Here is a 25,744-nt window from a genome sequence, read left to right as displayed (position 1 = left end):
TTGACTTTTTAGAAGTGCAGCGCAATCCAAAAGTACATCATTCGTGGTCGCTTGCTATTTGGGAGTCCTTCTGCTCAAATTCAGAAACATCACTAAGTAAATTGGGCTTCCAAGCTACTAGTCAGACTATAAAACGTATTCTTACATATAAAAATCAATTTATCTATGTTTGAAATATACAAATTGTGTTAATTTAAATAGATCAAGAACAAGCAAGCTCATATGATGTTCAAAAAGGTATTTTCTTTCGTTTTCTGCTGTTTGTCTACAGCCATTTTTTTCAACGTATCTGCACAAGATTTCAAGCTTTCCTCGTTGCCAAGTCAGTATCAAAAACCGGTCAAAAATGCACTAAAAGCTGCCGGCATGAATCGCACTGAATTAGAGAAAGTACTAGCAAATCTACCCAAAGAAATGCGTGAAGGGGCAGCTTTTCTCATAGCTTATATGCCCAAGAATGATTTAACGACTATTAAGAGCATCTTATCCATAATATTGAAAAGGCTTACCAGGCAAGATCAACGTTTTCCTGGGCAAAGGAAATTCCAGATTCAATTTTTCTAAATGAGGTATTGCCCTATCGGGTATTTTCTGAAGATCTCGACGATTGGCGTGGTGACTTCTACGATCGTTTCTCAAAATATGTGACAAATAGCAAAACGATAAAAGATGCCATTGTAGCCATAAATAAGAATATCAGAGATGAAGTGAAAGTCGATTACAATACGCAACGAAAAAAAGCAGATCAAAATCCATCTGAATCGATAAGCCAAGGAATGGCTTCTTGTACCGGATTATCCATTTTATTGATCGACGCATTGCGATCAGTAGGTATACCGGCTCGGATTGCGGGAACGCCAAACTGGCATGACAACCGTGGTAACCACAGTTGGGTCGAGGTGTGGATTAATGGTAAATGGTATTTTACTGAATATTATCCGGACAAAGACCTGAATTACAGCTGGTTTTTAGCAGACGCGGGTAAAGCCGATCCGAATAGCAAGGAACATTCTATTTATGCGGCTTCCTACAAACCGGCAGCTACCTCATTCCCGGCGTGGAGTGAAACAGAAGTGTATGCCGATAATGTTTCTCAGCGCTATATTGATCTATTCAATCAGCAATATAGCCAACAATTGAAGGACAAATCTTACACCCGTCTAAACGTAACCATGTATCTCAGTAAGGATCAATGTCAACCGGAAGGAAGAACAAAATGCAATGTAGATATCTTCCAAGGAAATGATCAAATTGGCGGAGGCTCGACTGCTACTAAACTGCAGGATGCGAATGATCATTTAACATTTATCGTGAAAAAAAATCAGTCTTATACATTGAGGTACAGCAATAAAAGTGGGCCTACCGAAAAGAAAGTAACTGTAAACGATGAGCCTTTAAATGTGATATTATACTTCAATTAATGTAGATTATTATTTCGTAAATTGAAATTATGAAAAATATTTTTGACAAAACAGTGGGTGATGAAGTGATAGCACGGATTCAAAATCTTAATCCAGGCAGCAGTGCCCAATGGGGTAAAATGACTGTCGATGCCGTCTAATTAATCTCAGTTGCCAATTGGATCGCCAGGCGCTGGAGTGCACTGACGATCCAATTAAAGTTATCGCCACCAATGATAATAGTTATGCATGCCGTCGTATTCAAATCCACACCTCGGATAAAGACTATTACCGATAACATTTGTTTTCTCGGTCTCAAGCATCAGACCACAAGCTCCAGTCTCTTCACACCAAGCTTTACTTCGATCTATAAGCCGAACCGAAAGACCTTTACTCCGATGATCAGGATGCACAAATAGATCACTCAACAACCACTGCCGCTGCAATTTAGTATAATGAAACAATTTATAAAGCTGAACAAAACCAACCGTATGTTCGCCCTGAATTGCCAAAAAGATTTCTGACTCTCCGTTCAAAAATCGCTCCCTCAAAAATTCTTTGGCTTTTTCCAAATCCGATTCCTGTCTATAGAAATTCGATAAAGATTGAATAACGTTGCTGCTTGATCAAGATCCTCAAGACTTGCCTTTCTAATGTTATAATTCATTTCATTAAATAGTTTGATTTATAGTGTAAATGTATCCTAACTCTTTCGTATCAACCTCATCCAGATAGCAGATGTACAGTGGTCCAATCTTCGGTAGCATGGATTTCGATGCGACCAATAAACAAGTTCATAATAATTTCAAAAACAGACTTCATGCCCTTATAACTAATAGTTGTCGAATTATAAATGCTTCTGAACGAATTGTAATTCTTCGATGCAGTCAATTTATAAGGTCCCTATATTTAGATATGAAAAGGAGAAAATTAGCAGTTACAGACAGTGAAACCTTTATCAATTATTACCTACCAAATTGGCGATCCATTATCATTGGCAGTATTTTGATTTTAATGGGGATATCGACTTGTTTTATCGGTTATCATCCTCATAATTCACTTAAAGAGAATTTCAGCGCCATGGTACTTGACTTTAAAGACGTATTTCGCTTTTTAGTCTCATTATTTATGCTGTTACTCCACTTATCTTTTATTATCGGCGGCTTCCTTCTTCTAAAAAACAGCAGGAAAGTTATCCGAGCCCGGACAGATAAAAAAGGATTGTATTTTAAACGGATCGAAAAAAAGACCGGGAGTGTCTGGGCTTTGGCAGATTTGGATGTGCTGGTATTCGTGCCCTACATTCAAATCGTTAATATCCGCATTATTGAAAGCAATTGGTTGGGTCCGAGACTTGAGCTTGAGACTTTTCAAGGTAAAGAAACCCTGACCATGTTGAACGTATTAAGCCGAAAACAAAAAGAGCAAATTTGCCAAACCGTGAAAGAATTCGGCATTTAATAAGATTCACTGGTCCTTTTTTTTAAAGAAGAAAGTTTACTAAAATCAGGACAAACTGATCCTAGTAAACTTTTAATTTGATTTACTTGTTCGTATAATTTTATAATCAATCGTTGGGCAACAACTGATCGACATATTCTCTGATCTCTTGGGGTAACATCAGATAAACCGAGGTTTTCAGATTTGCTTTACTTGGTTCCCCATCGATGAAAATATTCTTAAATCCTTCATTGAGCCATTTCCCCTCATCTTCTAGATATCCATGATATTTGCTGTTTAAATTCTCAATAATATTATTATCGTTTCCCATGTTTTCCGTCATTTATTATATGTAATCTGCATCTAAAATATTCGACAGGGAAACATCAACTTTGGTGCCACTCCTCCTTAAAATTTTTAAATTTGGCTATCCAATAGCATGTTTTAAGTTTTCTTAACATTTACATAAGCTAACAGGGCAAAACCACTAAGCGTTATATATCAATACATTACAATTCTAAAAAAAACTACTTATTTTGCTTAAGTTGATATTATTTGCAATTTTTAGTAGTGAATACCGTAATTTTGTATTTTAATGTTTATAAACCTTTTACTTATGATACTAATAGCAGTTTTACTTCCTTGGTTATCGTTTTTTTTACGTGGTAAAATTCTAAGTGGCATTCTCTGTTTGATCCTTCAGATAACTATACTTGGTTGGATACCCGCAGCCATATGGGCGGTTGCATCGCGTGTTGACGGGAAAAATGAACAGCGCATGCGCAAATTGGAACGCAATATGCGTAATTACCGATAAATCATTAGGGCTCCGTTATTCGATAACCCGAACATCATTTAGATTCCAAAAATTGTTGTACTTGTTTTAATGTAAAATCAATCAGTTCAACGTTGACATCGCCATTAAAATCAGCCATCATATAGTTGCCATGATTTGCCGGTAGAATAAGTAATCGTGCAGCAGGAATCTGCTGTTGCATAGCAGCTAAATGTGTCGTTTTCACAACATCTTGGTCTCCGCCTAGCAAAAATACGGGGCAGGTCAAACGCGTTAAGGATTCGGCGTCAAAATCCTGAAAGTGTATCATGCGCTGGCTGTCTTTTTCATACATATTTCTAAACTTCTCTGGATCTGGGTTCAGCTTCATAAAATTCTCTTTCAGAAATGGCGGCATATCGTTAATAGTTGACGCTTCCATACTTTCAAAAAAACCATCCAGAAGCCCCTCTCTTTTGGTATTTCCAGATGCTGCTATCAGCTTTTCGACCTTGTCTGGATACATCGTCGCAAATTTCAAAAGGGTTGTCGCTCCATTACTAAAGCCAAAAAACGAAGCTTTTCCGATGGAAAGAAAATCTAGAACAGCCAAAATATCTTTGGCATCCTGCTCGAATGTTTCAGCTGAGGATCGATGATCGGATCTTCCATGATTTTGGAGATCTATCAAAATCAACTGATACTGATCATGCAACCTTTTTACAGTCTCCTCAAAATCCGAAAAACCGGAGGAGCCACCACCATGAATAAGAACGAGAGGTTTTCCTGTGCCAAATATTTCGTAGTAAAGTTTTATCCCGTTAGCAGGTGCATAACCGCTTTTCGATTCTATTTCACGCATAATTTATACTAAATGGTCTATATTTTTATCATTAGCAACACGCTTCTACAGCGATTTGTTTTCTATAAATTTTTTAAAACTTAACAAGACCCCATCGGTAAAAGACTGTTGCAGGTCCAAACTTGTAAACGGATCAGGGTCGAAAGTTTCGCGAATAATTGTATTGTTGTCAATCGCCTGAAATTCCACAATACACTTTCTTCCCCCACTGTTACTTTCAATAGACTCCATCCAAATAATCTCATCGTACACACCCACATAATCAAATCCTTCGCGACTATTTTTTTGCTCCATTCTAAAATTAAACATCCCTCCTTCCCTAAAATCGATACCAGCAGCCGGACAGTGCCAATCGTCAAATGGAATATTCCATTGCATAATGGCATCAGCATCATTCCAGTATTTCCAAACATCGGCTAGCTGCTTTTCAACTAAAATAACCGAAACCAATTTTTTTACAGGTTGATCTTTATGTTTCATAGGATGTTTTAAATGATAAGAATCCTTTTATCTATCTACACCGGTTTAAAATCATTCCGTTCAATGTACTGAGATAAAAGGCTACATTGAACGACATCACAATATTAATAAACTATACAGAAATTCGACTTGTCCTATGACAATATTGACCTACGCTACACATTTTTCTGCGATACTGTAGAGATACACTTTATAGCTAATTAAAGGAGGAAAATTTAACGTAGTGGGTCGATTAAAGAATAAACTGATGACTGTGGTATATTTATTGTACGAACCTCATGGAACATATAAAAACCGATTTAAATGAGAAAATTAGCATTTATAGCAATGAGTCTTGTTACTTTCACGGCCTGTAATAATACTCCCAAGAACAATGAATCAAAAGAAGCAGGTGATCAAAGCAAGGAAGAAGTAACCCCGTCAATCGGCGGCAACAAGGATGAGCACGGTTGTTTGGTCGCGGCAGGACAAACTTGGAGTGAGATCAAACAACGATGTATCCAGGTCTTTAATGTTGGCTTACGCCTAAATCCAACGGAGAAAGAAGAAGGAAAAGCTGTCATTAGTGCCTTTGTTGTCCTTAGCGAGGATAAATCAAAGGTAGAATTATTCATACCTGATGACAGTAAAAAAACCGTCATCCTAGATAAAGTTGAAAACGACATTTACCAAAAGGATAACTATAAATATGATGCTAAAAAATCAGCACTTTATGTAAATAATACGATTAAATACAAAGGTGATGTCGAATAGCCTAGAAAGATTGAACTATTGGCACAATTTGCACTAGATATGGCCCTGAATAATGATTCCCTATCATTTTATTCTCATTCACAGTAATATGATATTGGCCAATATCTTTAAATCTATAGGTAAACTCTTTGCCAAAAGGGCCATCAGAAGAACCATCGGGCAGAAAAAGCTGACTAATTCGTACATTGGCTGTATCCATGGGAGTTTTTATTTTGATAAGAACCGAATCTGCCTGATGGACTGAAATGAAAATAGTATCTGTTTTCCCTGATACCATATTCATTTCCTTAGATCTTCCACCACCAAAAAAGGTTACGTTAGAAGGTAATTCTTGTGCCTTGTGATTAGATTCATTTGTACTGGATTGTGGTGGGCGCTGAGGAAATTGACAAGCTCCATAAATAAAAATTGCCAACACATTCATGATCAATAATCGTAATTTGCCCATAAACTTTTACTTAGGATAACAAAAGTTATTAGATTACGGTTTTAGTTACGACAACTTTTTCTGTACAAAACAAACGCTGAAATTGAATTTGTTACATCCTCCACAAACTCCATTTTGATTTGATTGCATGTGGATTTAGTTCCCGTATTTTTTGATAAAAAGCATAGAAATTCCTATTCCAGAGGGAATAGTTATGCGTAAAACTGAAAATGGACTGTCCCTTACTATCCAATTGAACGACGACTTGCCAGATATAGTGATTATTAATTTGAGTCGATGTCCTACGAAGCTCAATGATATCCACTAACCTAAAGGATCTACCTGCCCCGCCTCTTCGACCGACAGCGTAGAAATAATTTTCATCAAAAAAATAATCTTCGTCACTTAGCAGATTATCTTCTATACCAAATAAAAAGGGACGTGATGACAGTTTTCTTAATTTATCTGTCTCAAAATGATCATTCATTTCATAGCTTTTTTTAACACCGTATAAATATTTCTTAGCTACATTTTTCCTATAGACTTCTATCAACATGACAACGATCAACACACAACTGAGAACCAAAATGATGCCTTTAGAATTCATTTATTCCACAAAAAGAAATTAACTTCCACAAGTCAGATAGAACATCGGAATTCCCCCTTCATCTTTCTCGATAGCATCTAATCCTTCGAAATAGCTATGGTCACCGAGTTGTTTCTGAGCGATTTGTTGTTCAAATTGATACAGCAAATCCAAAGCTGTAAAATGTAGTGGATGTGAAGGCCACGTGAGACAACACTCAGACGGAATGATTACCATTCTACCATGCGATATTATTCCAAGGACTTCCTTTCTTTTCTTTAAGATACCCAATATACCTTTTCAAGTAAGATTTCCCAATTTTACTGTTTACACCAACTTGATCTTCTCCTTCCAGGAAATAATCGGAAAATTGCAACCAATCAATAAAATGCTTTCTCGCATATAGTGACAAACTCTTGAGAACATTTAATGCCACAGGTTTTGTTAAATATCCAACGTCCGTTGCGGATGTCGTAATATGACTCACTACAGCAACAACAAAGGCATTTACCCCTGATTTGGAGATATCCCAAATGGATGTATCAATTTTGCCGTTTTTTCCCTCCAATGCGGTCCCTGTCTTTTCTATCCCAAGTAACGTAAAGTATGAACTCAACATTTGAAGACAAGTTTCTCTATCCGTTATACCAAAATCTCTCTTTAGCAATTTGATAAAATCACTTCTATATTGATCAATTCTTGGATAATTACCAAATTGATATAAGTGAATCGGATAACTACCATCATCTCCGGTACTTCCGAATACCGTAAACCAATCCCCAAAAACAATCACTCTAAATGCGGCTCCTAGCGCATTACCAAACTGTTCTTCATAAGGAATATTCAGAAGTACAGTGTTATCAGATACTAAACTTCCCGCCCTTTTTTCCTCTTCGGCTTTCAAAGTAAGTTCATCTTTGGCTTCATTTACACCTTCCTTTGCCGCATTCAATAATTCTTTCAAAAATTTAAACATAACGGTATTGATATTAACTACTTAAAAGAAATCTTACTTACTATATTTTGGTACCAGCGCATAATCGTACGGGTTTCTCATGGACAGCTCGCGTGCTTGCCAAATATCCCCTTCGGACGCCTGGTAGAAATCATAGGCATTTTTCAAGAAATTCTCGCCGTTTGGAGCTTCAACCCAATCTTTCTTCTCTCGATTGTAAAGTAAAATCATACAACTTACACAGCGATAATTACCTGCTGTTTTTGGGTTTTCAAAACAAGTTCCAACTTTAATATTAATCTTCTAATTGATTATCACATCGGTCAATTTACGATCTGTGAGATGAATTAATGCAATTTGTGCATCCTCATGATCGGGTCGTAACTTTGCTATTACTATTCGCCCAAAATCTGCCTTTTTAATTTTTTCGATTTCTAAAGCCCTAAATTCCGGCGATATGCGATTCGTATCGACCGGATATAGATCATCTTCGGCAGCCGTCACTTCTGTCGTCGTTACTTCGGTGGCTCCGGAAGCCAATAGCTGCTTATTTTTTTTGTAATTTTCCCATTCTGCTGCATCGTAGCTAACCCACTGCTGTATCTTATAGAGTAAGGTTTCCCTCTTGTTGACTTTTATAAAAAACGCTGCAATTAAAAATGAAACCAGCAATATGAACAGGATAATGAGGACTCTTTTCAAACTAAAAATATTTAATGAAGTATTTAAATCTGTAAAATCGTGAAAACATACCCCATGTTTTCATTGATCACCGTAAATCTGCACATAATTATTCACCCCTTAAATCTGCAACCCATATTAGGTCAAAACTTAGCGATATTTGTAGCTTAACAATCAATATTTGAAAACAACATGACAATTGTTAATTTCAAATATTTTAACCAATTAAATACAAGTAGACTGTATGATTTCCTTATTTACTAGAGTAGGTCATAGACATCAAGGATAAAACTGAAATACATTGATAGCAAATTGTATCTAATAACAGTTTTAAATCAATTTTTAGACAGTAGTCAATCATTGTTTATTCAGTCTACACTGAATGATCACTGAACAAGCACTGAGTAATCACTGAACAAGCACTGACTAAGCACTGTCGAAAGCTAGAATCCGAGTACTGTCTGATCTTTCCTTTGTTGCCCTTGAAAATGATAAGAAAAAAATGACCAGCATATTGCATCCGAATACGTCAGCAAGCCCTTGATTAAGTAAACATAACCATAGATAGCCTCTTTGACATCAATAAACTTAATTTGCTCAAATAATAGTCTGTTCAGATCACTGAAGATAAGTATGAGTTAGATCAGACAAATAGTTTAAAAAAAATATCGAACAAAGCTGTCAATATATTCATAAAATGCTTCATAAAAAAGAAGTTACAGGGATCAATCCAACTTTATTGTTTAGCCAGAATGAGCTTTACAACTTTTTCAATAGGTCGACCAATTACGGCTACACCATCCTTTACAACGATAGGTCGCTCAATTAAGACCGGATACGTTAACATCGCATCGATCCATTGCTCATCGGTCAAATGAAGATTTTGGAATTTTTCCTGAAAAACAGATTCTCCTTTTCTGATAAGTTCCAAAGGTTTTAAATTGAGTTGCCCCAATAATTCAATCAACTGGTCTCTGGTTGGAACATCATTTAAGTACTCCTGCACTTCTATATCCAGAGCTTGATGCTGTAGCACTTCCAATGCATTACAACTCTTGCTACAATTTTTATTATGATAAATTTTAATCATGGCCATAACATGTAAAGGGTATCTTTGTGATAAAGAAAAACAATTATTGGATAAGGCAAAAATACGAACAAGATCACAAACAGTTTAAATAAAATACCATTAGCTAACCAAAAATTGGAATTCATTTTTGAGAAACTGATCCATTTATGACCTAGGATTGTTTCACTTTTTTTAATTTAGTGATATGAAATCAGCCGAAAGTGTAACAGATTTTTACAAAAGGCAACCAGGTTTAACTAATTTGGATTTGCCGCTAAATAATACCGGAATTGGGCATTTCAATGTTTTCAGTAGAGAATCCTGTACCGTCGTATCTCCGTACAATCGCCGTGATTTTTATAAAACCTCCCTTATTATAGGGCGTGGAAAACTATATTACGCAGATAAGTGGATACAAATCGATAAACCGGCCATGTTATTTGCGAATCCGGTTGTCCCCTATGCTTGGGAACCGGAATCCTCAGAACAATCAGGATGGTATTGTATATTTACAGAGGAATTTATACAGCATAGTGAACGGATAGAAAGTCTAAAAGACTCCCCGCTGTTCAAGATAGGCAGCAATCCGATCTATTTTCCGGATGAAACACAATTAGCAGAAATTTCTGCAATCTTCCAGAAGATGGTAGTTGAAATGAACTCAAGCTACGTTCATAAAGATGATATGTTGCGAAGTTATCTACATCTTCTAATTCATGAAACCATGAAATCGAGTCCCGCAGCGAGTTTTGGATCTTATACCAACGCTTCAACCAGGGTATCGGGACTATTTCTTGAGCTGTTAGAAAGACAATTTCCAATCAATACCCTTCAGCTTAGCCTACAGTTGAAAAGCCCTGCAGATTATGCTCATGCGCTTTCGGTTCATATCAATCACCTCAACAGGTCGGTAAAAGAAGCCACAGGCAAAACCACCAGTACACACATTGCAAACCGTGTGGCCCAAGAAGCCAAAGCTTTGTTGTTGCATACCAATTGGAATATATCGGATATTGCCTACAGCCTAGGATTTGAATATCCTTCCTATTTCACCAATTTCTTCAAAAAGCAAACGGGGATGTCCCCAAACCAAGTCCGAAGCGGTACTGTTTGAATTGTATAACAATCTGTTTGATTGTCTTAACTCCCTTCGTTTATTCCATGTATACTTTTGTATTAAACAAAATATCATTATTATGAAATATAGAAATCTTGGAACAACAAATGAAAAACTCTCTGCGATTGGATTAGGTTGTATGGGAATGAGCTTTGCATACGGACCTACGGACGAGAAAGAGAGTATTGCTACATTGGAAAGAGCATTGGACCTAGGCATTAATTTTTGGGATACCGCAGATATGTACGGCAACGGTGCCAATGAGGAGCTTATTTCAAAAGTACTTGTTCCCAACCGTGACAAAGTTTTTATTGCAACAAAATTTGGGTTTCGCTTTAAAGATGAAGTAGCAGGTCCAAGTGGTACGGCAAACACCTACTTCGATGGCTCGCCCGAATGGATAAAATTAGCGGTGGAAAAAAGTTTAAAACGCCTTGGAATAGATACCATAGATCTTTATTATGCACATCGCGTAGATCCCAATATTCCCATCGAAGAGACCGTAGGCGCTATGGCGGAATTGGTTAAAGAAGGAAAAGTGAGGTATCTTGGCTTAAGCGAAGCATCCCCCGCCTCAATCATCAAAGCAAATGCCGTACACCCTATAGCTGCTTTACAGAGCGAATATTCGCTCCTTACACGCGATGTAGAAAAAGAAATCCAAAAGACTGTACGTCAATTGGGGATAAGTTTAATTCCTTATGCACCGCTAGCGCGTGGATTATTTTCAAATTCTTTAAATCTAGAAAATCTCGCTTCGGACGACTTTAGAAGAACCTTACCGCGTAATCAAGGCGAACATGCTTTGAACAATGCACAATTGGTCGCCGACTTCTCTCTACTGGCAAAAGATAAAAACTGTAGTCCTATACAGCTCGCTTTAGCGTGGGTACTGGCACAGGGAAATGACATCATTCCCATTCCAGGAACTAAAAAAAGAAAATACCTGGAAGAAAATGTGGGCGCCCTTGACATACAATTATCGAATGATGATTTAAAAACAATCGATGAAATACTCCATAAATACCCTAATATCGGAGCTCGATACAGCGAAGGTGCTATGGCTTTAGTTAACCATTAATCCATTTTTGAGATTATGAGTGGCTCGCCGGCACCACTTATAATCTCAAAAACTGTTCTCACCTTATCCAACTTTGTCGTGTTGTCATAATACACTATAGGAACAGATACGATCCGATTAGTATGTATTAATTATCGGGAATAGCAGTACGTAATGAAAAATAGAAAGAACTTCCTGCGCCATAATCACTTTCAACACCAATCTCGCCTCCTTGCGCTTCTATAAACTCTTTACTAATACTTAAACCAAGTCCTGTTCCACCTTTTTTGGACCCTGGTACACGGAAGTAGCGTGCAAATATTTTATCCAGATATTTAGGCTCGATCCCCTGCCCGCTGTCGGTAACGATAAATTTTGTTTTAAGTTCGTTATTTTCCACCCCTATACGAATGACCGAATCTTCATGCGAGTAACGTATCGCATTGGAAAGAAAATTGGTAAGAACCCAGGCAGTTTTCTCATTGTCAGCAAAGATAGCTTTCACTTTGGGATCTACCTCGATAACAAAGTGTATATTTTTTTGATTCGCAGCAAATTGATTCGCCATGATAGCATATTCAATAATAGGCTGTATTTCTGTCGTATGTAAGTTAATTTGGATGGAACCACTTTCAACCTGGGTCATATTTAACAGTTCACCGGTTATTTGAAGCAGTCGGTTAGAATCCTCTTTTATTCCGTTTAACAAGGTGAGCTGTTCGGTATTCAGATGGCCTATTTGTTCATTTTCCAGCAATTGAACCCCCATCTGAATCGCAGCAATAGGTGTTTTGAACTCGTGAGAAACGGTGCCGATAAAGTTTGTTTTTGCAAGATCAAGTTCCTTAAATGGCGTAATATTCTTTAGGATAACCACCTGCCCAATAAACTTTGATTCCAGTTCACCAGTCGGCAAAACATTGATATCGATAACATCTTTCTCAAAATAGCTTTCTCTATCGTCCGCATAAATTTTAACAGCATTCTTTTCACGTTGCTCCACGGGAAGGAACAGGTCTTTAAAAATATCTTTAGCAAGATCATTTTCATCTGAAACCGCCAAAGCAGATCTTCCGAGAAGTTGATCTTTATGTAGATTGGTGATGCGAAGCGCTTCCTCGTTGACAAAAATAACACGTCGCTCTTCGTCGAAGCCTATCACCGGATCATGCATATGATCCACAAGAGACTCGATTCGACTTTTTTCCTTTAAAATTTTTTCAAGTTTACTTTCAGCGTATTCTTCAAGTTTCTCTGCCATGGAATTGAATGAAGCGACGAGTTCAGCAAACTCACCTCCGCTCTGTACCTGAATTCGTTCTTTGTAGTTCTGTCCTGCAATCTGTCGAATACTCGCTGTCAATTTTGCTATGGGATCAGCTATATTGGACGGCAAATTGACCAGCAATATAAAAGCAATAATAAAACAGAGTGCCCCAGCAAATGAAATGACCAAAATTGCATGTTCTGCGGTGCGATCCGCAACAATACTCTTCCTAGAAATTGCCGTCATATTTTGCTCCATTAACAAAGCAATATCCTTTCTGATGGACGAGATGATAGTGATGTCTAAGGGCTTATATTTCAGTTTTAAAAAATGTTCAGCAATCGCGTTCGTTGTTTGTTGCTCTCCGACTTCAGTAACATTTCTCCGTTGTTTGTCAAGGTTGACCTCGAAGTTCTTAAAAGCAGTTTTTTCAACAGGAATTTCCTCCAAAGCCAATAACATATTCTTGGCATACAGCAGCGTGTTGTAATTTGCTGTCAATATATTTGCGGTATCCTTTTTTAACCGGTTTACATACCAGCCGCTTAAAGTGGCGAGTAGAAAGATCATGAGAAAAAGTGATCCTACACCAAAGGTAAGTTTCGTTTTTATTTTCATCTTATTCACAATTTACCTTTATCATTATGACAATATAATCAGGTCGATATCTTCGGTCGACAGTTGCGTCAGCAATTTGCTAAATGTATCCTTAGCAAGTAACATCCTTAAAAGAGATAATCGTGGTTTACCAATACAAACTGTGGTGATCTTGCGGAGCTCGCACAAAGCGATAATCTCTTTTGCCACACTATGACTTTCCACTTTGATAATTTCACCACCAAGTTCTGTCGCCAGCTTAAAGTTATTGATCAGGTGTCGCTGTTTATTTAAGGCTATCCGATCGCCACGCTCTTTTGGCAACTGTACATACAGCAGAAACCAACTGCTATTGTAATATCCTGCTAAGCGCGCTGTTTTTCTGATCACGTTTTTTGCTTTTATTTCATTGGAACTTATACAAGCCAGGAAACGCTCCTTTCGTACCCATCGTTGAGGTTGAACTTCGATCTCCACTTTACGTTGAACCTGGGAAGCCACTTCTTTCAACGCCATTTCCCGCAATTGCAAGATATGTTCGCTTTTAAAGAAGTTTTGAAGTGCTGCCTGAATTTTTGAAGCGTCATAGATCTTGCCCTCTTTTAGGCGGATGATAAGTTCTTCTGCAGTAAGGTCAATGTTAACGACTTCATCGGCGGAATCAATAACACTGTCAGGGACACGTTCTTGTACTTCAACCCCTGTAATCGCTTTAACCTCCTCGTTTAAACTCTCAATATGCTGGATATTTACAGCGCTGATCACATTAATCCCGGCTTCCAGAATCTCCATAACATCCTGCCACCTTTTGGTATTTTTGCTACCTTCAATATTGGTATGTGCCAGCTCATCGATAATGACTACCTCAGGATGTGAATTCAAAACAGCATAAAGATCCAGTTCCTCTAACTGTTTGCCTTTATAAAAAAGATGGCGTCGGGCTATAACGGGTAGACCATCCAGCAATTGATGGGTTTCCTTCCGATTATGTGTCTCAATATAGCCAATACGCACATCGATTCCTCCCTGTAAAAGTGTATGGGCATCCTGTAACATGCGGTAAGTTTTTCCGACGCCTGCACTCATGCCGATATAAAGTTTGAAGCGACCTCTTCTCGATTTTCGGATAAGGTCCAAAAAGTGTTCAGCGCTTTTCCTTTCTTCCATTTTTATTGCCTTTCATTTCAGAAAGTCCCTGCCGATCCAACACACGACAGGAACGATTGTTTTAAAAACTAACTGTAAGTGCTGTGACAGCCGTCAAACTATTTTTCACCAACTTATTTGTCCGATCAAGGAAAATAGCATCTTTATTGGTGAGATTACGTAGTTCCGTGCGCCAAACGACATTGGGAAGAATTGCATAATCTGCATTTAAAGAATAGCCAAACGTTTGAAAACCTTGATCTGTCGTAGTCGAAACGATTACACCATGCTTATCGTTGTAATATTCTCCTCTTGCTGTTAAGCTAAATTTTTCGGTCGTCGCATATCGTGCAATTAACACAGGCGTGTACCATACATTGTACGTTGAGCTACCTTTTGCTTTTTGTTCCGCTCCAATATCAAATCCGAATGTAATTCCCAGCTTTTCATTCATTTGATAAATGGCATATAGATTATGAAAATAGCGCATCTGTCTGACGCTATCCGCTTTATCACTGCCAATAAAAGAACCACTATTGATAGTCCATTTAGCTGTCGGTTTATAGACTAATTGATGTCCAAATGCAGGTAAACTGCTACCATCCACCCGTTGAATCCGCTGCCATCCGTTTAAAATAAGCCCGCTTAAAAATAGTTTTCCTGATGCGGATGTATAGGATATTTTTGCGCCGGTTTCAAAATAAGGGGAATTATCAGCAAAAATACTCCTTGTTACAGTCCAATTATCCTTTCCTATAGCGCTTTCAAAGCCCAAATGGGAAGAAAATATTCCAGCATCGATCCATAAATTATGTTTTTTCGAGATACGAACACCGGCATTCGCTTCGTAAATATTTTTTAAGACACCGGGTTCCGCACTGTAGTTCGCATTCATATATGTACCGACACCAAAAGCAAGATTTGCACGTGTATTGGTTGTTTCGTACGCAGCTTTTAAAAGTGCCAAGTTTATGTTTACTTCATTTGTTCTGTTGTGACTATATACAAAGCCTGGGCGTGTATTTCCAATTGGGTTGTTAAAGTCCCGAAGGTAATATGCTTCAAGGTAACCACTGATAGACAATTGGGTATTTTGAGTTGTATCTTGCTGTGCAAATAATTGTGTTGCTCCTGCGAGTAAACAGGCCAACATCGCTAGTTTTTTCATGTATATCGTTCTTGTAAAGTGTAAATCAATGACCCATCAGGTCAATTTTATTTTTCAACCATCTTGTCCAAAGCAATATTTAGTTCAAGGACATTGATTTTGCGAGGTCCAAACATATTCCATAGAGGGGTCTGAACGTGAGCATCAACGAGAGACTGTAAGCTATTTACCGATATACCTCTTGCTTTCGCAACACGATCGATTTGTATTTTTGCGGCCTCTACCGAGATATCTGGATCCAAACCACTGCCACTGGCTGTAACAATGTCTACCGGTACCTGTTCGCGTTTTACGGTGGGATTGTGGACTAAGAACGTATCAATACGGGCCTTAACTTCCGAAAGATATTCCCCATTAGAGGGTCCTTTGTTACTTCCTCCCGATCCTGCTGCATTATAACCAACAGCGGAAGGACGCGACCAGAAGTAATCATCACGCGTAAAGGCCTGTCCAATATTTCTGTAATACTTTTGCCCGTTGTACGCTAGCATTTCCCCTTTTCCATGATTAGGTGCTATCTGAGCTATTGCCCAAACAAGGGCCGGATATACAACTGACAGCAGGAGCAATAAAACTATTGTAATCTTTATTGCTGGATATATATGTGTTTTCATCTTTGCTTTAATTATTAAAAATGTATTAGATAAATAGCGAAACCAGCAGGTCTATGACCTTGATACCAATAAATGGAACGAGCACTCCACCAAGTCCAAAAACGAGCAGGTTTCTCCGTAACAATGCGCTTGTGCCTATAGGTTTGTATGCAACTCCCTTTAATGCCAAAGGAATCAGTAATGGGATAATAATTGCGTTGAAGATGACAGCCGATAGTATGGCGCTTTGTGGACTACTGAGCTGCATAATATTTAAACCTTGAAGTGCCGGTATTGCCGCAATAAACAGGGCCGGAATAATCGCAAAATATTTGGCAACATCGTTTGCAATACTGAATGTTGTCAGCGTACCCCGGGTCATCAACAATTGCTTACCTATCTCCACAACCTCGATCAATTTGGTCGGATCATTGTCGAGATCGACCATATTTCCAGCCTCTTTTGCAGCTTGCGTACCGCTATTCATTGCTACACCAACATCCGCTTGTGCAAGTGCCGGAGCATCGTTTGTACCATCCCCCATCATGGCGACCAATCGCCCGTCAAGCTGTTCTTTTTTGATATAGTTCATCTTGTCTTCGGGTTTCGCTTCGGCGATGAAATCATCCACCCCTGCTTTTTCTGCAATATATTTGGCCGTTAACGGATTGTCTCCTGTCACCATAACAGTCTTAATACCCATTTTTCTCAACCTTTCAAAGCGTTCATGAATCCCGGGTTTTATCACATCCTGCAATTCTATGACACCGAGTACTTGTTCATTCTCGGCTACGACCAATGGGGTCCCCCCATTTTGAGAAATAAGCTTTACGCGCTCATCTATTTCCTGAGGAAATAGATTTCCAGCCTTTACAATGATATTTCGAATAGCATCTGTTGCACCTTTACGAATACGTGTCTGTTCAAAGTCTATTCCCGAGCTACGGGTTTCGGCGGTAAACTTAATGAATGCCGGGTTTTCGACCTTATAGCTCGATGGGTTGACACCAGCCAATTCAACAATTGATTTCCCTTCTGGTGTTTCATCCGCCATGGAGCTCAATGTTGCTGCACGTACCAGCGCTTCTTTCATGACACCATCGGCGGGGTAAAAATTTGTCGCCTTACGATTTCCGATCGTAATGGTTCCAGTTTTATCAAGCAACAAGACATCAATGTCACCCGCCGTTTCAACTGCCTTGCCACTTTTTGTAATAACATTTGCACGAAGTGCGCGATCCATTCCCGCGATACCAATCGCCGATAAAAGACCACCTATTGTCGTTGGAATCAGACAGACAAAAAGTGAAATAAACGAAGCAATGGTGATACCGACATTGGCATAATCCGCAAATGGTTTTAAGGTCACCGTTACGATAATAAAAACAAGTGTAAAACCTGCCAAAAGGATGGTTAAGGCAATCTCGTTAGGTGTTTTTTGGCGGCTTGCCCCTTCGACCAGTGCGATCATCTTATCCAGAAAGCTTTCACCCGGTTCTGTCGTTACCTGCACGACAATTCGATCGGATAAAACCTTGGTGCCACCTGTAACTGAACTTTTATCGCCCCCAGCCTCGCGGATCACCGGTGCTGATTCACCGGTAATTGCACTTTCATCTATTGTCGCCAACCCCTCGATAATTTCCCCATCCAATGGAATTACATCACCAGCCTGACAAACAAAAACATCATTTTTTTTCAATTGAGCGGATGAAACGACCCGACCATCGCGCAGGGTTGCAGGAGTTTCCTCCCGAGTTTTCCGAAGACTATCTGCTTGCGCCTTTCCGCGGGCTTCGGCAATTGCCTCCGCAAAATTGCCAAACAGCAAGGTTAAAAATAGGATAAGAAATACTGTAAAATTATAACCAAGTGTACCTTGTGATTTTTCTCCGGTCATTATCCAAAGACAAACCACGGCCATAATCAACGTCCCGATTTCCACGGTAAACATCACTGGATTACGGAACATTATTTTAGGATTTAGCTTCACGAAAGATTGCTTTAACGCTTGTTGTACAAGCTCTTTCTGAAACAATGTTTGTTGACTGCTCATTTTTAGAATTCTTTAATTTTTACGTATTACATGGAAAAATATTCCGCAATTGGACCCAGTGCCAACGCAGGGAAGAAAGAGAGTGCTGCAATAATCGCGATCACAGCGAATACCATTAAACCGAATGTACTTGTATCAGTTTTTAGCGTTCCCTCGCCTTCAGGTATAAATTTCTTCTCAGCCAATAACCCAGCAATAGCAATTGGGCCTATAATCGGTATAAATCGGCCGAGTAACAATACGATACCTGTCGAAATGTTCCACCAAATGGTATTATCTCCAAGACCTTCAAAACCACTACCATTGTTGGCTGCGGATGAAGTATATTCGTACAATATTTCACTAAAACCATGGAATCCAGGGTTATTCAATGTAGAAGCACCTTGGGCTGGAAATGCTGTCGCAAGTGCTGTACCGACAAGGATTAGAAAAGGATGGGCAAGAGCAACAATCATGGCGATTTTCATTTCGCGCGCTTCAACTTTCTTACCCATAAACTCTGGTGTGCGCCCCACCATCAAGCCACTAATGAAAACGGCGAGTATAATAAAAATGAAGAAATTGAGTATCCCCGCGCCCACACCGCCATAAAAGGCATTCACCATCATGGCTATCAGTTCGTTCATACCAGATAAGGGCATGTAACTATCATGCATAGAATTGACTGATCCCGTCGAAATCATCGTTGTGACAATACTCCAAAAGCCGGATGCTGCGGCACCAATACGTACTTCCTTTCCCTCCATAGCCCCCATAGACGTATCAATACCCATCTGTGCGATCGCTGGATTTCCAGCCATTTCCATTTTTATATTTGGAATCGTCAGGATGATAAACCCAATGGTCATCACGCCAAACATCATCCATGAAAATTTACGCTTGCGAATAAAAAAGCCGAATGCAAATATCATCGCCATCGGGATAATAAACTGGGCAATCATTTCCACCATGTTGGTCAAATAATTGGGAGTTTCGAATGGATGCGCACTGTTCGCACCAAAAAAACCACCTCCATTTGTTCCCAGATGTTTAATTGGAACAAAGGCAGCTACTGGTCCTCGACTTACCTGTACGGTATCTCCAGTAACTGTAATCATACTGTCCTTACCTTCGAATGTCATCGGCATGCCTTGGAACACGAAAATGGCAGCAACCAGGACCGAGATAGGGAGTAAAATGCGGGTGCAAGATTTCACAAAGAAATCGTAAAAATTGCCCAATTGCGTTGTTGTTTTATCCCTAAAAGCTTTAAAAATAACCACTGCAGCAGCCATTCCCACGCCTGCAGTCACGAATTGGAGAAACATGAGCCAAATTTGTCCTAGATAACTCACGCCCGACTCCCCAGAATAGTGTTGGAGATTACAGTTAACCAAAAAGGATATACTGGTATTAAAAGCCAAATCAGCAGTCATTCCAGGATTTCCATCTGGATTTAAAGGCAAACTTCCCATATTCATCAGGATAGCCATACTCAACAGGAACCACAGTAGATTAATTGTCAGAAGAGCAACGAGGTGCTGTTGCCAAGTCATCTGAACATTGGGATTAATTCCTGTCACTCGATAAAAAAAACGTTCCAATGGTTGAAACAATGGATCTAACCAGGTCTTTTCGTTACCATATACCTTAGCTATATATTTCCCGAGGGGAAGTCCGAGTAGTAATGTTACGATGAACATCACTATGATTCCAAGAATCTCTGTATTCATTTCTTTAATTGATTTGTATAAAAAGTGTATCATGATCAATCGTCAGCTAACTTTAAGCCCTTCTTTTGACTTCGTAATGCCAAAAGGACTGACTGAAAGCGCAGTTTCATCACTGACAATGACGAATGAGTAATCTTGTTATTAAAATTTTTCTGGCCTTAAGAGTACATAACAGATGTATGTAAAAACCAGTAGTGCTACAATAAATAAAGCTGTCATTTACTTTGATTTTAGAAGGTTATGGATTTGTTGTCCTTTGAGGACCTCTAAAAATGGTGTTGGTAGCTGGGCTTCGATTTCTGCCCATGCATTGACCGAACTTATACGTCGAAGACCTCCTAAAGATCTAACAAAAAGATTTTCCAAAATGTATTTTACATAATTGTTTCCTCGTCCATAAATCATTCCGAGAAAATGAATATGCTGGCAGATTTTGTCCGTGCTTTGCAGTACTATTAAGCTCCGAAGATGATTAATAACAGCCTGTAAAGCTCCTGCAAAATTGTGCTTCCGTAATAGGAAACTAATCTCTGATCGGATTTCTTTGTAATGGAGCGCCATATACAGACCTGCACCGTATTGATTTAATTTTTTCATGTTGTTCGTAAAACTATGTATCAAAATCTACCCGATATAGAGTTGAAAAATCATTGCAATAATCAATACCACTACGATGACCTTCGCTATACGGTCGCCCGACACATTATGAGCGGAACCTCTGCCTTTATTTTCTTGCTTCTCTTTCATATTATTTATTTTATATTTTGCCGAAAAAGTCGACCATTTTATAGAATAACCAGAAGAAAAATAGTCCAGTTATGATGAGTATGATTGTTATTACCATTGTTAAACTTTATTAGTGACTTGCGATTTCATTTTTTAAACTTGAATTTAATGCTAGTAGCTTTGCCGATCGTCCCCCTCGGCGGACTCTTACCACATACTTTTCTTTTCCGTCCTGTTTTCATATTTACATTCATTTGTCCCCATAAGCCAAATCCTGTTCCACTGTACCGAAAAACATCATAAAACGCTATTAATCAGATGATATAAAAAAATAAGTGACAAAATAGAATTGGAGAATCCTATCATTTTGATAAGGTTATTTTATCAAAATGAGAATGACTATGCTGAAAATGTGATCAAATCATTATAATGTGTACCTTGTCATCTATGCTTGAAAGGTGACCAAAAAAGTATAGACGGCTTGAGCCGATTTATCTTTTAAAATGATGGGCCAGCACATTTTAAAAATTCATGAATGAATGGGAGAATATGTGAACCTCGGGATAAGTATTAGCAGAAGCACTATGTAACAAATTTGCAAAGGAATATGAAATTGTCTCCAAAAGTTCACATTAAAAATTATTTTAGGGAATACATATTGGTTGGGAAAACGTATTAAAAAGACACTTATAAAAATAAAAACAATGATAAACTTAAACCTTTTCAAAAAAATCACCTTATGGGTCTTTCTGGGCTGTATTTTACTCTCCTGTCAAAATGAAAAAAGCAGTCCCAATACATTGACAGAAGAAGAGCAACGTAATGGCTGGCAACTTTTATTTGATGGTAACACGCTCAACAATTGGCATACGTACAATAATAGCAAAAATGCGCCTACGGCCTGGATTGTAAAAAATGGAACAATTTACTGTGACCCAAACAGTGAAAGCCAAAAATACGACTTGGTATCGGACAAAGAGTATAAAAATTATGAGTTTAAGTTTGAATGGAAGCTGGAAAAAGAGGGAAATAGTGGCGTTTTTGTCAACGTACAGGAAAGACCCGATATTAATGCGACCTACCATTCTGGACCGGAGTACCAACTGTTGGCAGATTCCCATCCTGATTTTGATAAACCGCTAAAGCGTTCGGGCTGTCTTTATACATTTCTACCGCAACAAAACTTTGTCAACATTAAAACGCAAGATGATTGGAATGAATCCAGTATTATTCAGAAAGATGGAAAAATTACATTCTTCCTAAATGGAAAAATCACCGCTGAAATGGATTTTAATTCAGCTAAATGGAAAGATTTAGTAAAGCATAGTAATTTCAAAGATTATCCGGAGTTTGGTAAGCATATCAATGGGAAATTAGCACTGCAGGATTGGTCGAGAGGCGTATCGTTTAGAAATCTAAAAATAAAGCTTTTATAAAAAAAGTCCTTCAGATATGCGAAGGACTTGGACGCTAAAACAAAAAATTGTTTTAGCGTCTCGATTATAAAAAATATCGCAAGAAGTATTACTACCGCCATTCAATTCTTGTATCTATCCAAAAACAATCCCTATTCCGCCGAAATAGATCTTCTGGTCTTTGGTGATTGTAGATGAGTTCTTCCAACGCATTAAAATTATAGCGAAACATATCTTCATCCTTTGACTGAATAGGGCGCAAAATTGAATCTTCATCATCGATAAAAATATCGGATTCGAAAATATTGATTTGATGCGTATTCACCCAAGCAATTGCCATTTCCTTACTCATTCGTTCCAATGCTTTGGTCGTTTCCTGATATTGTTTCATTTCCCAGGGAAGATCTTCCGGATAATGCGAAGCAATATAGTCTTGGTACGCTTTTATATCACCTTCACTGAGGCAATCATTGCGAAGCAAAAGTCTTGTCGTGTCCCGAGCAAAGCTAACATACTCCGGCCGCATAAATAGGCCGTACCTTTTACTATACAATTCTATTTTTTCTGCTAGTTCTTGCCTCATAATTTGATTATCAAGCAAAAATCATCCCAACCTACTCTTTTATAAGGAGTTTTGATTAAAAAAGTGCGTTTCAAACGACTTTGAACATTCTAGTCAAGCAAATTGAGCTCACCTTTATAATTTATTTAAATCTTCCCTAACATAAATAGCATTTCCTGTGGCTTTTTAGAATATTTTTAAACCGATAATTCCAGCGACGATCAATGTTGCTGAAAGGAGCCTAAATATATTGGCAGAATCTCCGAAAAAAAAGATTCCAACAATCAATGTTCCCACAGCTCCCAAACCTGTCCATACGGCATAAGCTGTACCGATAGGAATTGCCTTTTGAGCGTAAAACAATAATCCTCCACTAATGCTCATAGAAACAATAGCCAATATGATCCAACCCAATTTATTTGAATCTGGCTGTTGAGCCATTTTTAATCCGAGCGGCCAGCCAATTTCAAAAATGCCAGCGATGATCAATGCAATCCAATTCATTTTCAATAGTTTAAATTTCTACAGCAAAGATAATCGCTAAATGAGGGGCATTTTTTGACTTATATCAAAATCGTACCTTATCGCCGGATCCGACTAAGTGTTTCTTGTGTAATCCCCAAATATGATGCAATATGACCGAGATTAATTCTATTTAACAAATTTGGCTGTAAGCGTATGAGCGATTGATATCGTTCTACTGCAGATTCGGTATGCAGCGACATAATCCGTTCTTCAAGAATAATACAAACCTCCTCGGCAATCTTCCGACCGATAAGATTTAGTTCAGGATAAATTCTATACAATTCATTTAAATCGTCTACAGAAATAGCATAGATCTCGGAATCTTCAAGAAGCTGAATATTTTCAAAAGAGGGTTTTTCAGTATAAACGGGTAAAATCGATCCAAAAATCTGGTTTTCCTCACCAAACCAGCTGTTCATTTCACGTCCGTTTTTAAAAAAATAAGCTCGTAGTAATCCTGTACTTAAAACAAAATAGCTGGATAAATGCTGCCCTTCTCTCAAAAAATGCTCGCCCTTTTTCTTAAAGAAATAACGCGTTCTATTTTCTACCGCTTTCTCAATTGCTTCATTGAGATAGCCATATTTTTTGAACTGTTCAACTAGGGGATTCATTCTATTATAGATTAAAATCATTCATAGTTCATCGTGTTATCTGCTGGATTATACTTTAGAAGTTCTGTATATGCATCGCCTTCAATTCCCAATAGCTGACAAAATGCAGGCTCAGTTTTTATCCCACTCCTCTTGAGCTGTCTGACCTGTTCAGCGAATTCTCCACCCCTCAATTGAATAATTTCATGCTCTTTAAGCATATGTAAGTATCCACTCTGAATTTCAGTTGCTTTATCCGTTGCATAAATTTCAAAAAGCTGCTCTTCAATCGTGAAACGGCAGATGATTACACGATCGGCCGGCCGCTGTAACCGAAAATGTGCATGTTTCGAAAAATTAAGAGACAGCATTTCTTCAAGAGCATCAAAATCGTCGACACAAAGAATAATGTCTATATCACTCCCACCCACATCTAGCTGAATCGGTATCGTACCAACTACAATCGGATCATAAGCATCAAGAAGAGTAGTAATTTGATAGTCAGTCAATAACCGATAGGCTTTTTTCTGCACGTCGTTTCCAAACTTCAAATAATCTATGTTTTTAAAATTTATGGTCATAAGTAACGATAAAATCCAATCCGGTTAGATAGGTTTGAATATACTAAACAACAAAAGAAAAAACGTAAACATAATCAAAATTAAAAAATAGCCGCAAGCAAGATTGGACTGAATTATCAATAATAAAAAACGGTTTATACCTACGACAGTGGAAACCGTTAAATAATATTTACTTAACACAAAATCAATACTACTCTCCTACCTTTATCGCGGTTTAAAAATCACCTAGTCATTTAAACAGCTACAAAACAAATGAGAAAACATTTGATTACCAGCATTTTGCTAAGCACAATCGGTACCTCACTTACCTATGCGCAAAATGAAACCACCTCTGCTCTGAATGGAACCGTCAGAGAGGGAAATTCGCCAATCAATGGGGCGACAATTGAAGCCATACATTTACCTTCTGGGACAAAGTACGTTACTTCATCGCGAAGTGATGGACGCTATAATCTCCCCAATATGAGAATTGGTGGCCCTTATCAAATCACTGTAACTTATCTTGGGCATTCACCCAATATCAAGCAGATCGAGAAACTGGCTTTGGGACAAAGCTCAACATTAGATATTCAGATGCAGTCCGCATCGCAAGTATTGGATGAAGCTGTCGTTGTAGGTACGAGACAGGGCAAAGTCTTCAACTCCGGCCGAACAGGTGCGGCACAAAACATTTCCCGCACAGCGATTCAAAATCTACCCACACTCAATCGAAGCTTTACAGACTTTGTCAAACTGACCCCTCAATTTTCGATGCAGTACGGTAATCCTTCTTTTGCAGGAAGAAGCAACCTTGCCAATAACTTTACCATCGATGGCGCGCTATTTAACAACGCGTTTGGACTACAAGGAACCATCGGAAGCCAAACAAACTCGCAACCTATCAATATGGATGCCTTTGAGGAGATTTCAGTAAACATTGCTCCTTATGACGTAAGACAAAATGGTTTTACCGGTGCTGCAATCAATGCCGTAACAAGAAGTGGTACCAACGAAGTACAAGGTTCGTTAAATTATTATTTCAGAAATCAGAATTTAGTCAACAAATACAATTCGGCCGGACTAAGAGCACCAGTCAACAACTTCAGCTTAAAAGGCTATGGTTTTACCGTGGGGGGACCAATTATCAAAAACAAGCTATTCTTTTTTGCAACCGGCGAGCTTGAGCGAAGAACAGACCCAGGAACTAATTTTATAGCTT

At 38.4% G+C, this 25,744-nt stretch carries 32 protein-coding genes; 8 read left to right on the top strand and 24 right to left on the bottom strand.

What is annotated here, in order from left to right:
* Positions 1–644: 644 nt before the first annotated feature.
* The gene (locus B2X72_RS17735) at positions 645–1,421 is read left to right on the top strand and encodes a transglutaminase-like domain-containing protein (RefSeq protein WP_286850906.1); all 777 of its coding nucleotides are present in this window, start codon (positions 645–647) and stop codon (positions 1,419–1,421) included.
* A gap of 200 nt (positions 1,422–1,621) precedes the next feature.
* On the opposite strand, the gene B2X72_RS17730 is transcribed toward B2X72_RS17735, so the two are convergent.
* Entirely contained in the window at positions 1,622–1,972 is a 351-nt protein-coding gene (locus tag B2X72_RS17730) for a GNAT family N-acetyltransferase (protein WP_254667696.1), read from the bottom strand.
* Positions 1,973–2,315: 343 nt separating this feature from the next.
* Between B2X72_RS17730 and B2X72_RS17725 the strand changes: the two genes are divergently transcribed.
* Entirely contained in the window at positions 2,316–2,861 is a 546-nt protein-coding gene (locus B2X72_RS17725) for a hypothetical protein (RefSeq protein WP_070565414.1), read from the top strand.
* Between the two features lie 106 nt (positions 2,862–2,967).
* Here B2X72_RS17725 and B2X72_RS17720 read toward each other — a convergent pair whose 3' ends face one another.
* On the bottom strand, positions 2,968–3,171 hold the full coding sequence (locus B2X72_RS17720) for a hypothetical protein (RefSeq protein WP_139144971.1): 204 nt from the start codon (positions 3,169–3,171) through the stop codon (positions 2,968–2,970).
* A gap of 285 nt (positions 3,172–3,456) precedes the next feature.
* On the opposite strand from B2X72_RS17720, the gene B2X72_RS17715 reads away from it, so the two are divergent.
* Entirely contained in the window at positions 3,457–3,657 is a 201-nt protein-coding gene (locus B2X72_RS17715; RefSeq protein WP_046674694.1) for a YqaE/Pmp3 family membrane protein, read from the top strand.
* A gap of 34 nt (positions 3,658–3,691) precedes the next feature.
* Here the strand turns inward: B2X72_RS17715 and B2X72_RS17710 are convergent, their stop codons facing one another.
* Both B2X72_RS17710 and B2X72_RS17705 read right to left on the bottom strand, forming a co-directional pair.
* On the bottom strand, positions 3,692–4,477 hold the full coding sequence (locus B2X72_RS17710) for an alpha/beta fold hydrolase (protein WP_046674583.1): 786 nt from the start codon (positions 4,475–4,477) through the stop codon (positions 3,692–3,694).
* 45 nt (positions 4,478–4,522) lie between these two features.
* A complete protein-coding gene (locus B2X72_RS17705) occupies positions 4,523–4,957 on the bottom strand; it encodes an SRPBCC domain-containing protein (protein WP_070565417.1) in 435 nt (144 codons plus the stop codon).
* 303 nt (positions 4,958–5,260) lie between these two features.
* On the opposite strand from B2X72_RS17705, the gene B2X72_RS17700 reads away from it, so the two are divergent.
* Positions 5,261–5,710 carry a hypothetical protein gene (locus B2X72_RS17700; protein ID WP_070565419.1) on the top strand — a complete coding sequence of 150 codons (450 nt, stop codon included), beginning with the start codon at positions 5,261–5,263 and terminating at the stop codon, positions 5,708–5,710.
* Between the two features lies 1 nt (position 5,711).
* Here the strand turns inward: B2X72_RS17700 and B2X72_RS17695 are convergent, their stop codons facing one another.
* The 7 genes from B2X72_RS17695 to B2X72_RS17665 form a co-directional block, all read right to left on the bottom strand.
* The gene (locus B2X72_RS17695; protein WP_070565421.1) at positions 5,712–6,158 is read right to left on the bottom strand and encodes a hypothetical protein; all 447 of its coding nucleotides are present in this window, start codon (positions 6,156–6,158) and stop codon (positions 5,712–5,714) included.
* Positions 6,159–6,249: 91 nt separating this feature from the next.
* Entirely contained in the window at positions 6,250–6,624 is a 375-nt protein-coding gene (locus tag B2X72_RS17690; RefSeq protein WP_139144972.1) for a hypothetical protein, read from the bottom strand.
* A 138-nt stretch (positions 6,625–6,762) separates the two neighbouring features.
* Positions 6,763–6,891, bottom strand: a complete 129-nt coding sequence (locus tag B2X72_RS17685; protein ID WP_286777247.1) for a hypothetical protein — start codon at positions 6,889–6,891, stop codon at positions 6,763–6,765.
* Between the two features lie 70 nt (positions 6,892–6,961).
* Positions 6,962–7,699, bottom strand: a complete 738-nt coding sequence (locus tag B2X72_RS17680; RefSeq protein ID WP_070565427.1) for a DUF1266 domain-containing protein — start codon at positions 7,697–7,699, stop codon at positions 6,962–6,964.
* Positions 7,700–7,732: 33 nt separating this feature from the next.
* Complete coding sequence (locus tag B2X72_RS17675; RefSeq protein ID WP_286850904.1) at positions 7,733–7,909, bottom strand: hypothetical protein; 177 nt, start codon at positions 7,907–7,909, stop codon at positions 7,733–7,735.
* Positions 7,910–7,981: 72 nt separating this feature from the next.
* Positions 7,982–8,380: a hypothetical protein gene (locus B2X72_RS17670; protein WP_217493528.1), complete on the bottom strand. Its 399-nt coding sequence runs from the start codon at positions 8,378–8,380 to the stop codon at positions 7,982–7,984.
* A 715-nt stretch (positions 8,381–9,095) separates the two neighbouring features.
* Positions 9,096–9,449: an arsenate reductase family protein gene (locus B2X72_RS17665; RefSeq protein ID WP_070565675.1), complete on the bottom strand. Its 354-nt coding sequence runs from the start codon at positions 9,447–9,449 to the stop codon at positions 9,096–9,098.
* 184 nt (positions 9,450–9,633) lie between these two features.
* Here B2X72_RS17665 and B2X72_RS17660 point away from each other — a divergent pair, with 184 nt between their 5' ends.
* Positions 9,634–10,542 (top strand): helix-turn-helix domain-containing protein, encoded by a 909-nt coding sequence (locus B2X72_RS17660; RefSeq protein ID WP_070565429.1) that lies wholly within the window; start codon positions 9,634–9,636, stop codon positions 10,540–10,542.
* 82 nt (positions 10,543–10,624) lie between these two features.
* Positions 10,625–11,626 (top strand): aldo/keto reductase, encoded by a 1,002-nt coding sequence (locus B2X72_RS17655; protein ID WP_070565431.1) that lies wholly within the window; start codon positions 10,625–10,627, stop codon positions 11,624–11,626.
* Positions 11,627–11,753: 127 nt separating this feature from the next.
* Here the strand turns inward: B2X72_RS17655 and B2X72_RS17650 are convergent, their stop codons facing one another.
* From B2X72_RS17650 to B2X72_RS17615, 9 genes are all read right to left on the bottom strand, one after another.
* Complete coding sequence (locus tag B2X72_RS17650) at positions 11,754–13,490, bottom strand: HAMP domain-containing sensor histidine kinase (protein ID WP_070565433.1); 1,737 nt, start codon at positions 13,488–13,490, stop codon at positions 11,754–11,756.
* Between the two features lie 24 nt (positions 13,491–13,514).
* The gene (locus tag B2X72_RS17645) at positions 13,515–14,636 is read right to left on the bottom strand and encodes a histidine kinase (RefSeq protein WP_070565435.1); all 1,122 of its coding nucleotides are present in this window, start codon (positions 14,634–14,636) and stop codon (positions 13,515–13,517) included.
* Between the two features lie 61 nt (positions 14,637–14,697).
* Positions 14,698–15,783, bottom strand: coding sequence for a porin (locus B2X72_RS17640; protein WP_070565437.1), 1,086 nt, complete (start codon positions 15,781–15,783; stop codon positions 14,698–14,700).
* A gap of 47 nt (positions 15,784–15,830) precedes the next feature.
* Positions 15,831–16,397 (bottom strand): K(+)-transporting ATPase subunit C, encoded by a 567-nt coding sequence (locus B2X72_RS17635; protein ID WP_070565439.1) that lies wholly within the window; start codon positions 16,395–16,397, stop codon positions 15,831–15,833.
* A gap of 25 nt (positions 16,398–16,422) precedes the next feature.
* Positions 16,423–18,432 (bottom strand): potassium-transporting ATPase subunit KdpB, encoded by a 2,010-nt coding sequence (gene kdpB, locus B2X72_RS17630; protein WP_070565441.1) that lies wholly within the window; start codon positions 18,430–18,432, stop codon positions 16,423–16,425.
* Positions 18,433–18,458: 26 nt separating this feature from the next.
* Positions 18,459–20,144: a potassium-transporting ATPase subunit KdpA gene (kdpA, locus tag B2X72_RS17625; protein ID WP_286850901.1), complete on the bottom strand. Its 1,686-nt coding sequence runs from the start codon at positions 20,142–20,144 to the stop codon at positions 18,459–18,461.
* A 141-nt stretch (positions 20,145–20,285) separates the two neighbouring features.
* Positions 20,286–20,363, bottom strand: coding sequence for a potassium-transporting ATPase subunit F (locus B2X72_RS26680; RefSeq protein WP_084823209.1), 78 nt, complete (start codon positions 20,361–20,363; stop codon positions 20,286–20,288).
* Positions 20,364–20,741 carry a DUF7674 family protein gene (locus tag B2X72_RS17620; RefSeq protein WP_070565445.1) on the bottom strand — a complete coding sequence of 126 codons (378 nt, stop codon included), beginning with the start codon at positions 20,739–20,741 and terminating at the stop codon, positions 20,364–20,366.
* Between the two features lie 27 nt (positions 20,742–20,768).
* Positions 20,769–20,891 carry a hypothetical protein gene (locus B2X72_RS17615; protein WP_256604641.1) on the bottom strand — a complete coding sequence of 41 codons (123 nt, stop codon included), beginning with the start codon at positions 20,889–20,891 and terminating at the stop codon, positions 20,769–20,771.
* A 683-nt stretch (positions 20,892–21,574) separates the two neighbouring features.
* On the opposite strand from B2X72_RS17615, the gene B2X72_RS17610 reads away from it, so the two are divergent.
* Entirely contained in the window at positions 21,575–22,306 is a 732-nt protein-coding gene (locus B2X72_RS17610) for a 3-keto-disaccharide hydrolase (protein ID WP_286850900.1), read from the top strand.
* A 91-nt stretch (positions 22,307–22,397) separates the two neighbouring features.
* Here the strand turns inward: B2X72_RS17610 and B2X72_RS17605 are convergent, their stop codons facing one another.
* The 4 genes from B2X72_RS17605 to B2X72_RS17590 all read right to left on the bottom strand — a co-directional run bounded on the left by B2X72_RS17605 (position 22,398) and on the right by B2X72_RS17590 (position 24,516).
* Positions 22,398–22,868, bottom strand: coding sequence for a hypothetical protein (locus B2X72_RS17605; RefSeq protein ID WP_286850898.1), 471 nt, complete (start codon positions 22,866–22,868; stop codon positions 22,398–22,400).
* Positions 22,869–23,033: 165 nt separating this feature from the next.
* On the bottom strand, positions 23,034–23,351 hold the full coding sequence (locus tag B2X72_RS17600; protein ID WP_046674567.1) for a DMT family transporter: 318 nt from the start codon (positions 23,349–23,351) through the stop codon (positions 23,034–23,036).
* A gap of 77 nt (positions 23,352–23,428) precedes the next feature.
* The gene (locus B2X72_RS17595) at positions 23,429–23,986 is read right to left on the bottom strand and encodes a Crp/Fnr family transcriptional regulator (protein ID WP_070565449.1); all 558 of its coding nucleotides are present in this window, start codon (positions 23,984–23,986) and stop codon (positions 23,429–23,431) included.
* A 17-nt stretch (positions 23,987–24,003) separates the two neighbouring features.
* Positions 24,004–24,516: a DUF4269 domain-containing protein gene (locus tag B2X72_RS17590; protein WP_175441984.1), complete on the bottom strand. Its 513-nt coding sequence runs from the start codon at positions 24,514–24,516 to the stop codon at positions 24,004–24,006.
* 282 nt (positions 24,517–24,798) lie between these two features.
* Between B2X72_RS17590 and B2X72_RS17585 the strand changes: the two genes are divergently transcribed.
* Positions 24,799–25,744: TonB-dependent receptor (locus tag B2X72_RS17585; protein WP_286850897.1), on the top strand; the 946-nt coding region annotated here is incomplete at its 3' end.

The organism is Sphingobacterium sp. UBA7253, assembly GCF_002472745.1.
Lineage (GTDB): Bacteria > Bacteroidota > Bacteroidia > Sphingobacteriales > Sphingobacteriaceae > Sphingobacterium > Sphingobacterium siyangense.
The sequence above is the reverse complement of the archived record's forward strand: the minus strand, read 5'-3'. Positions and strand labels throughout refer to the sequence as shown.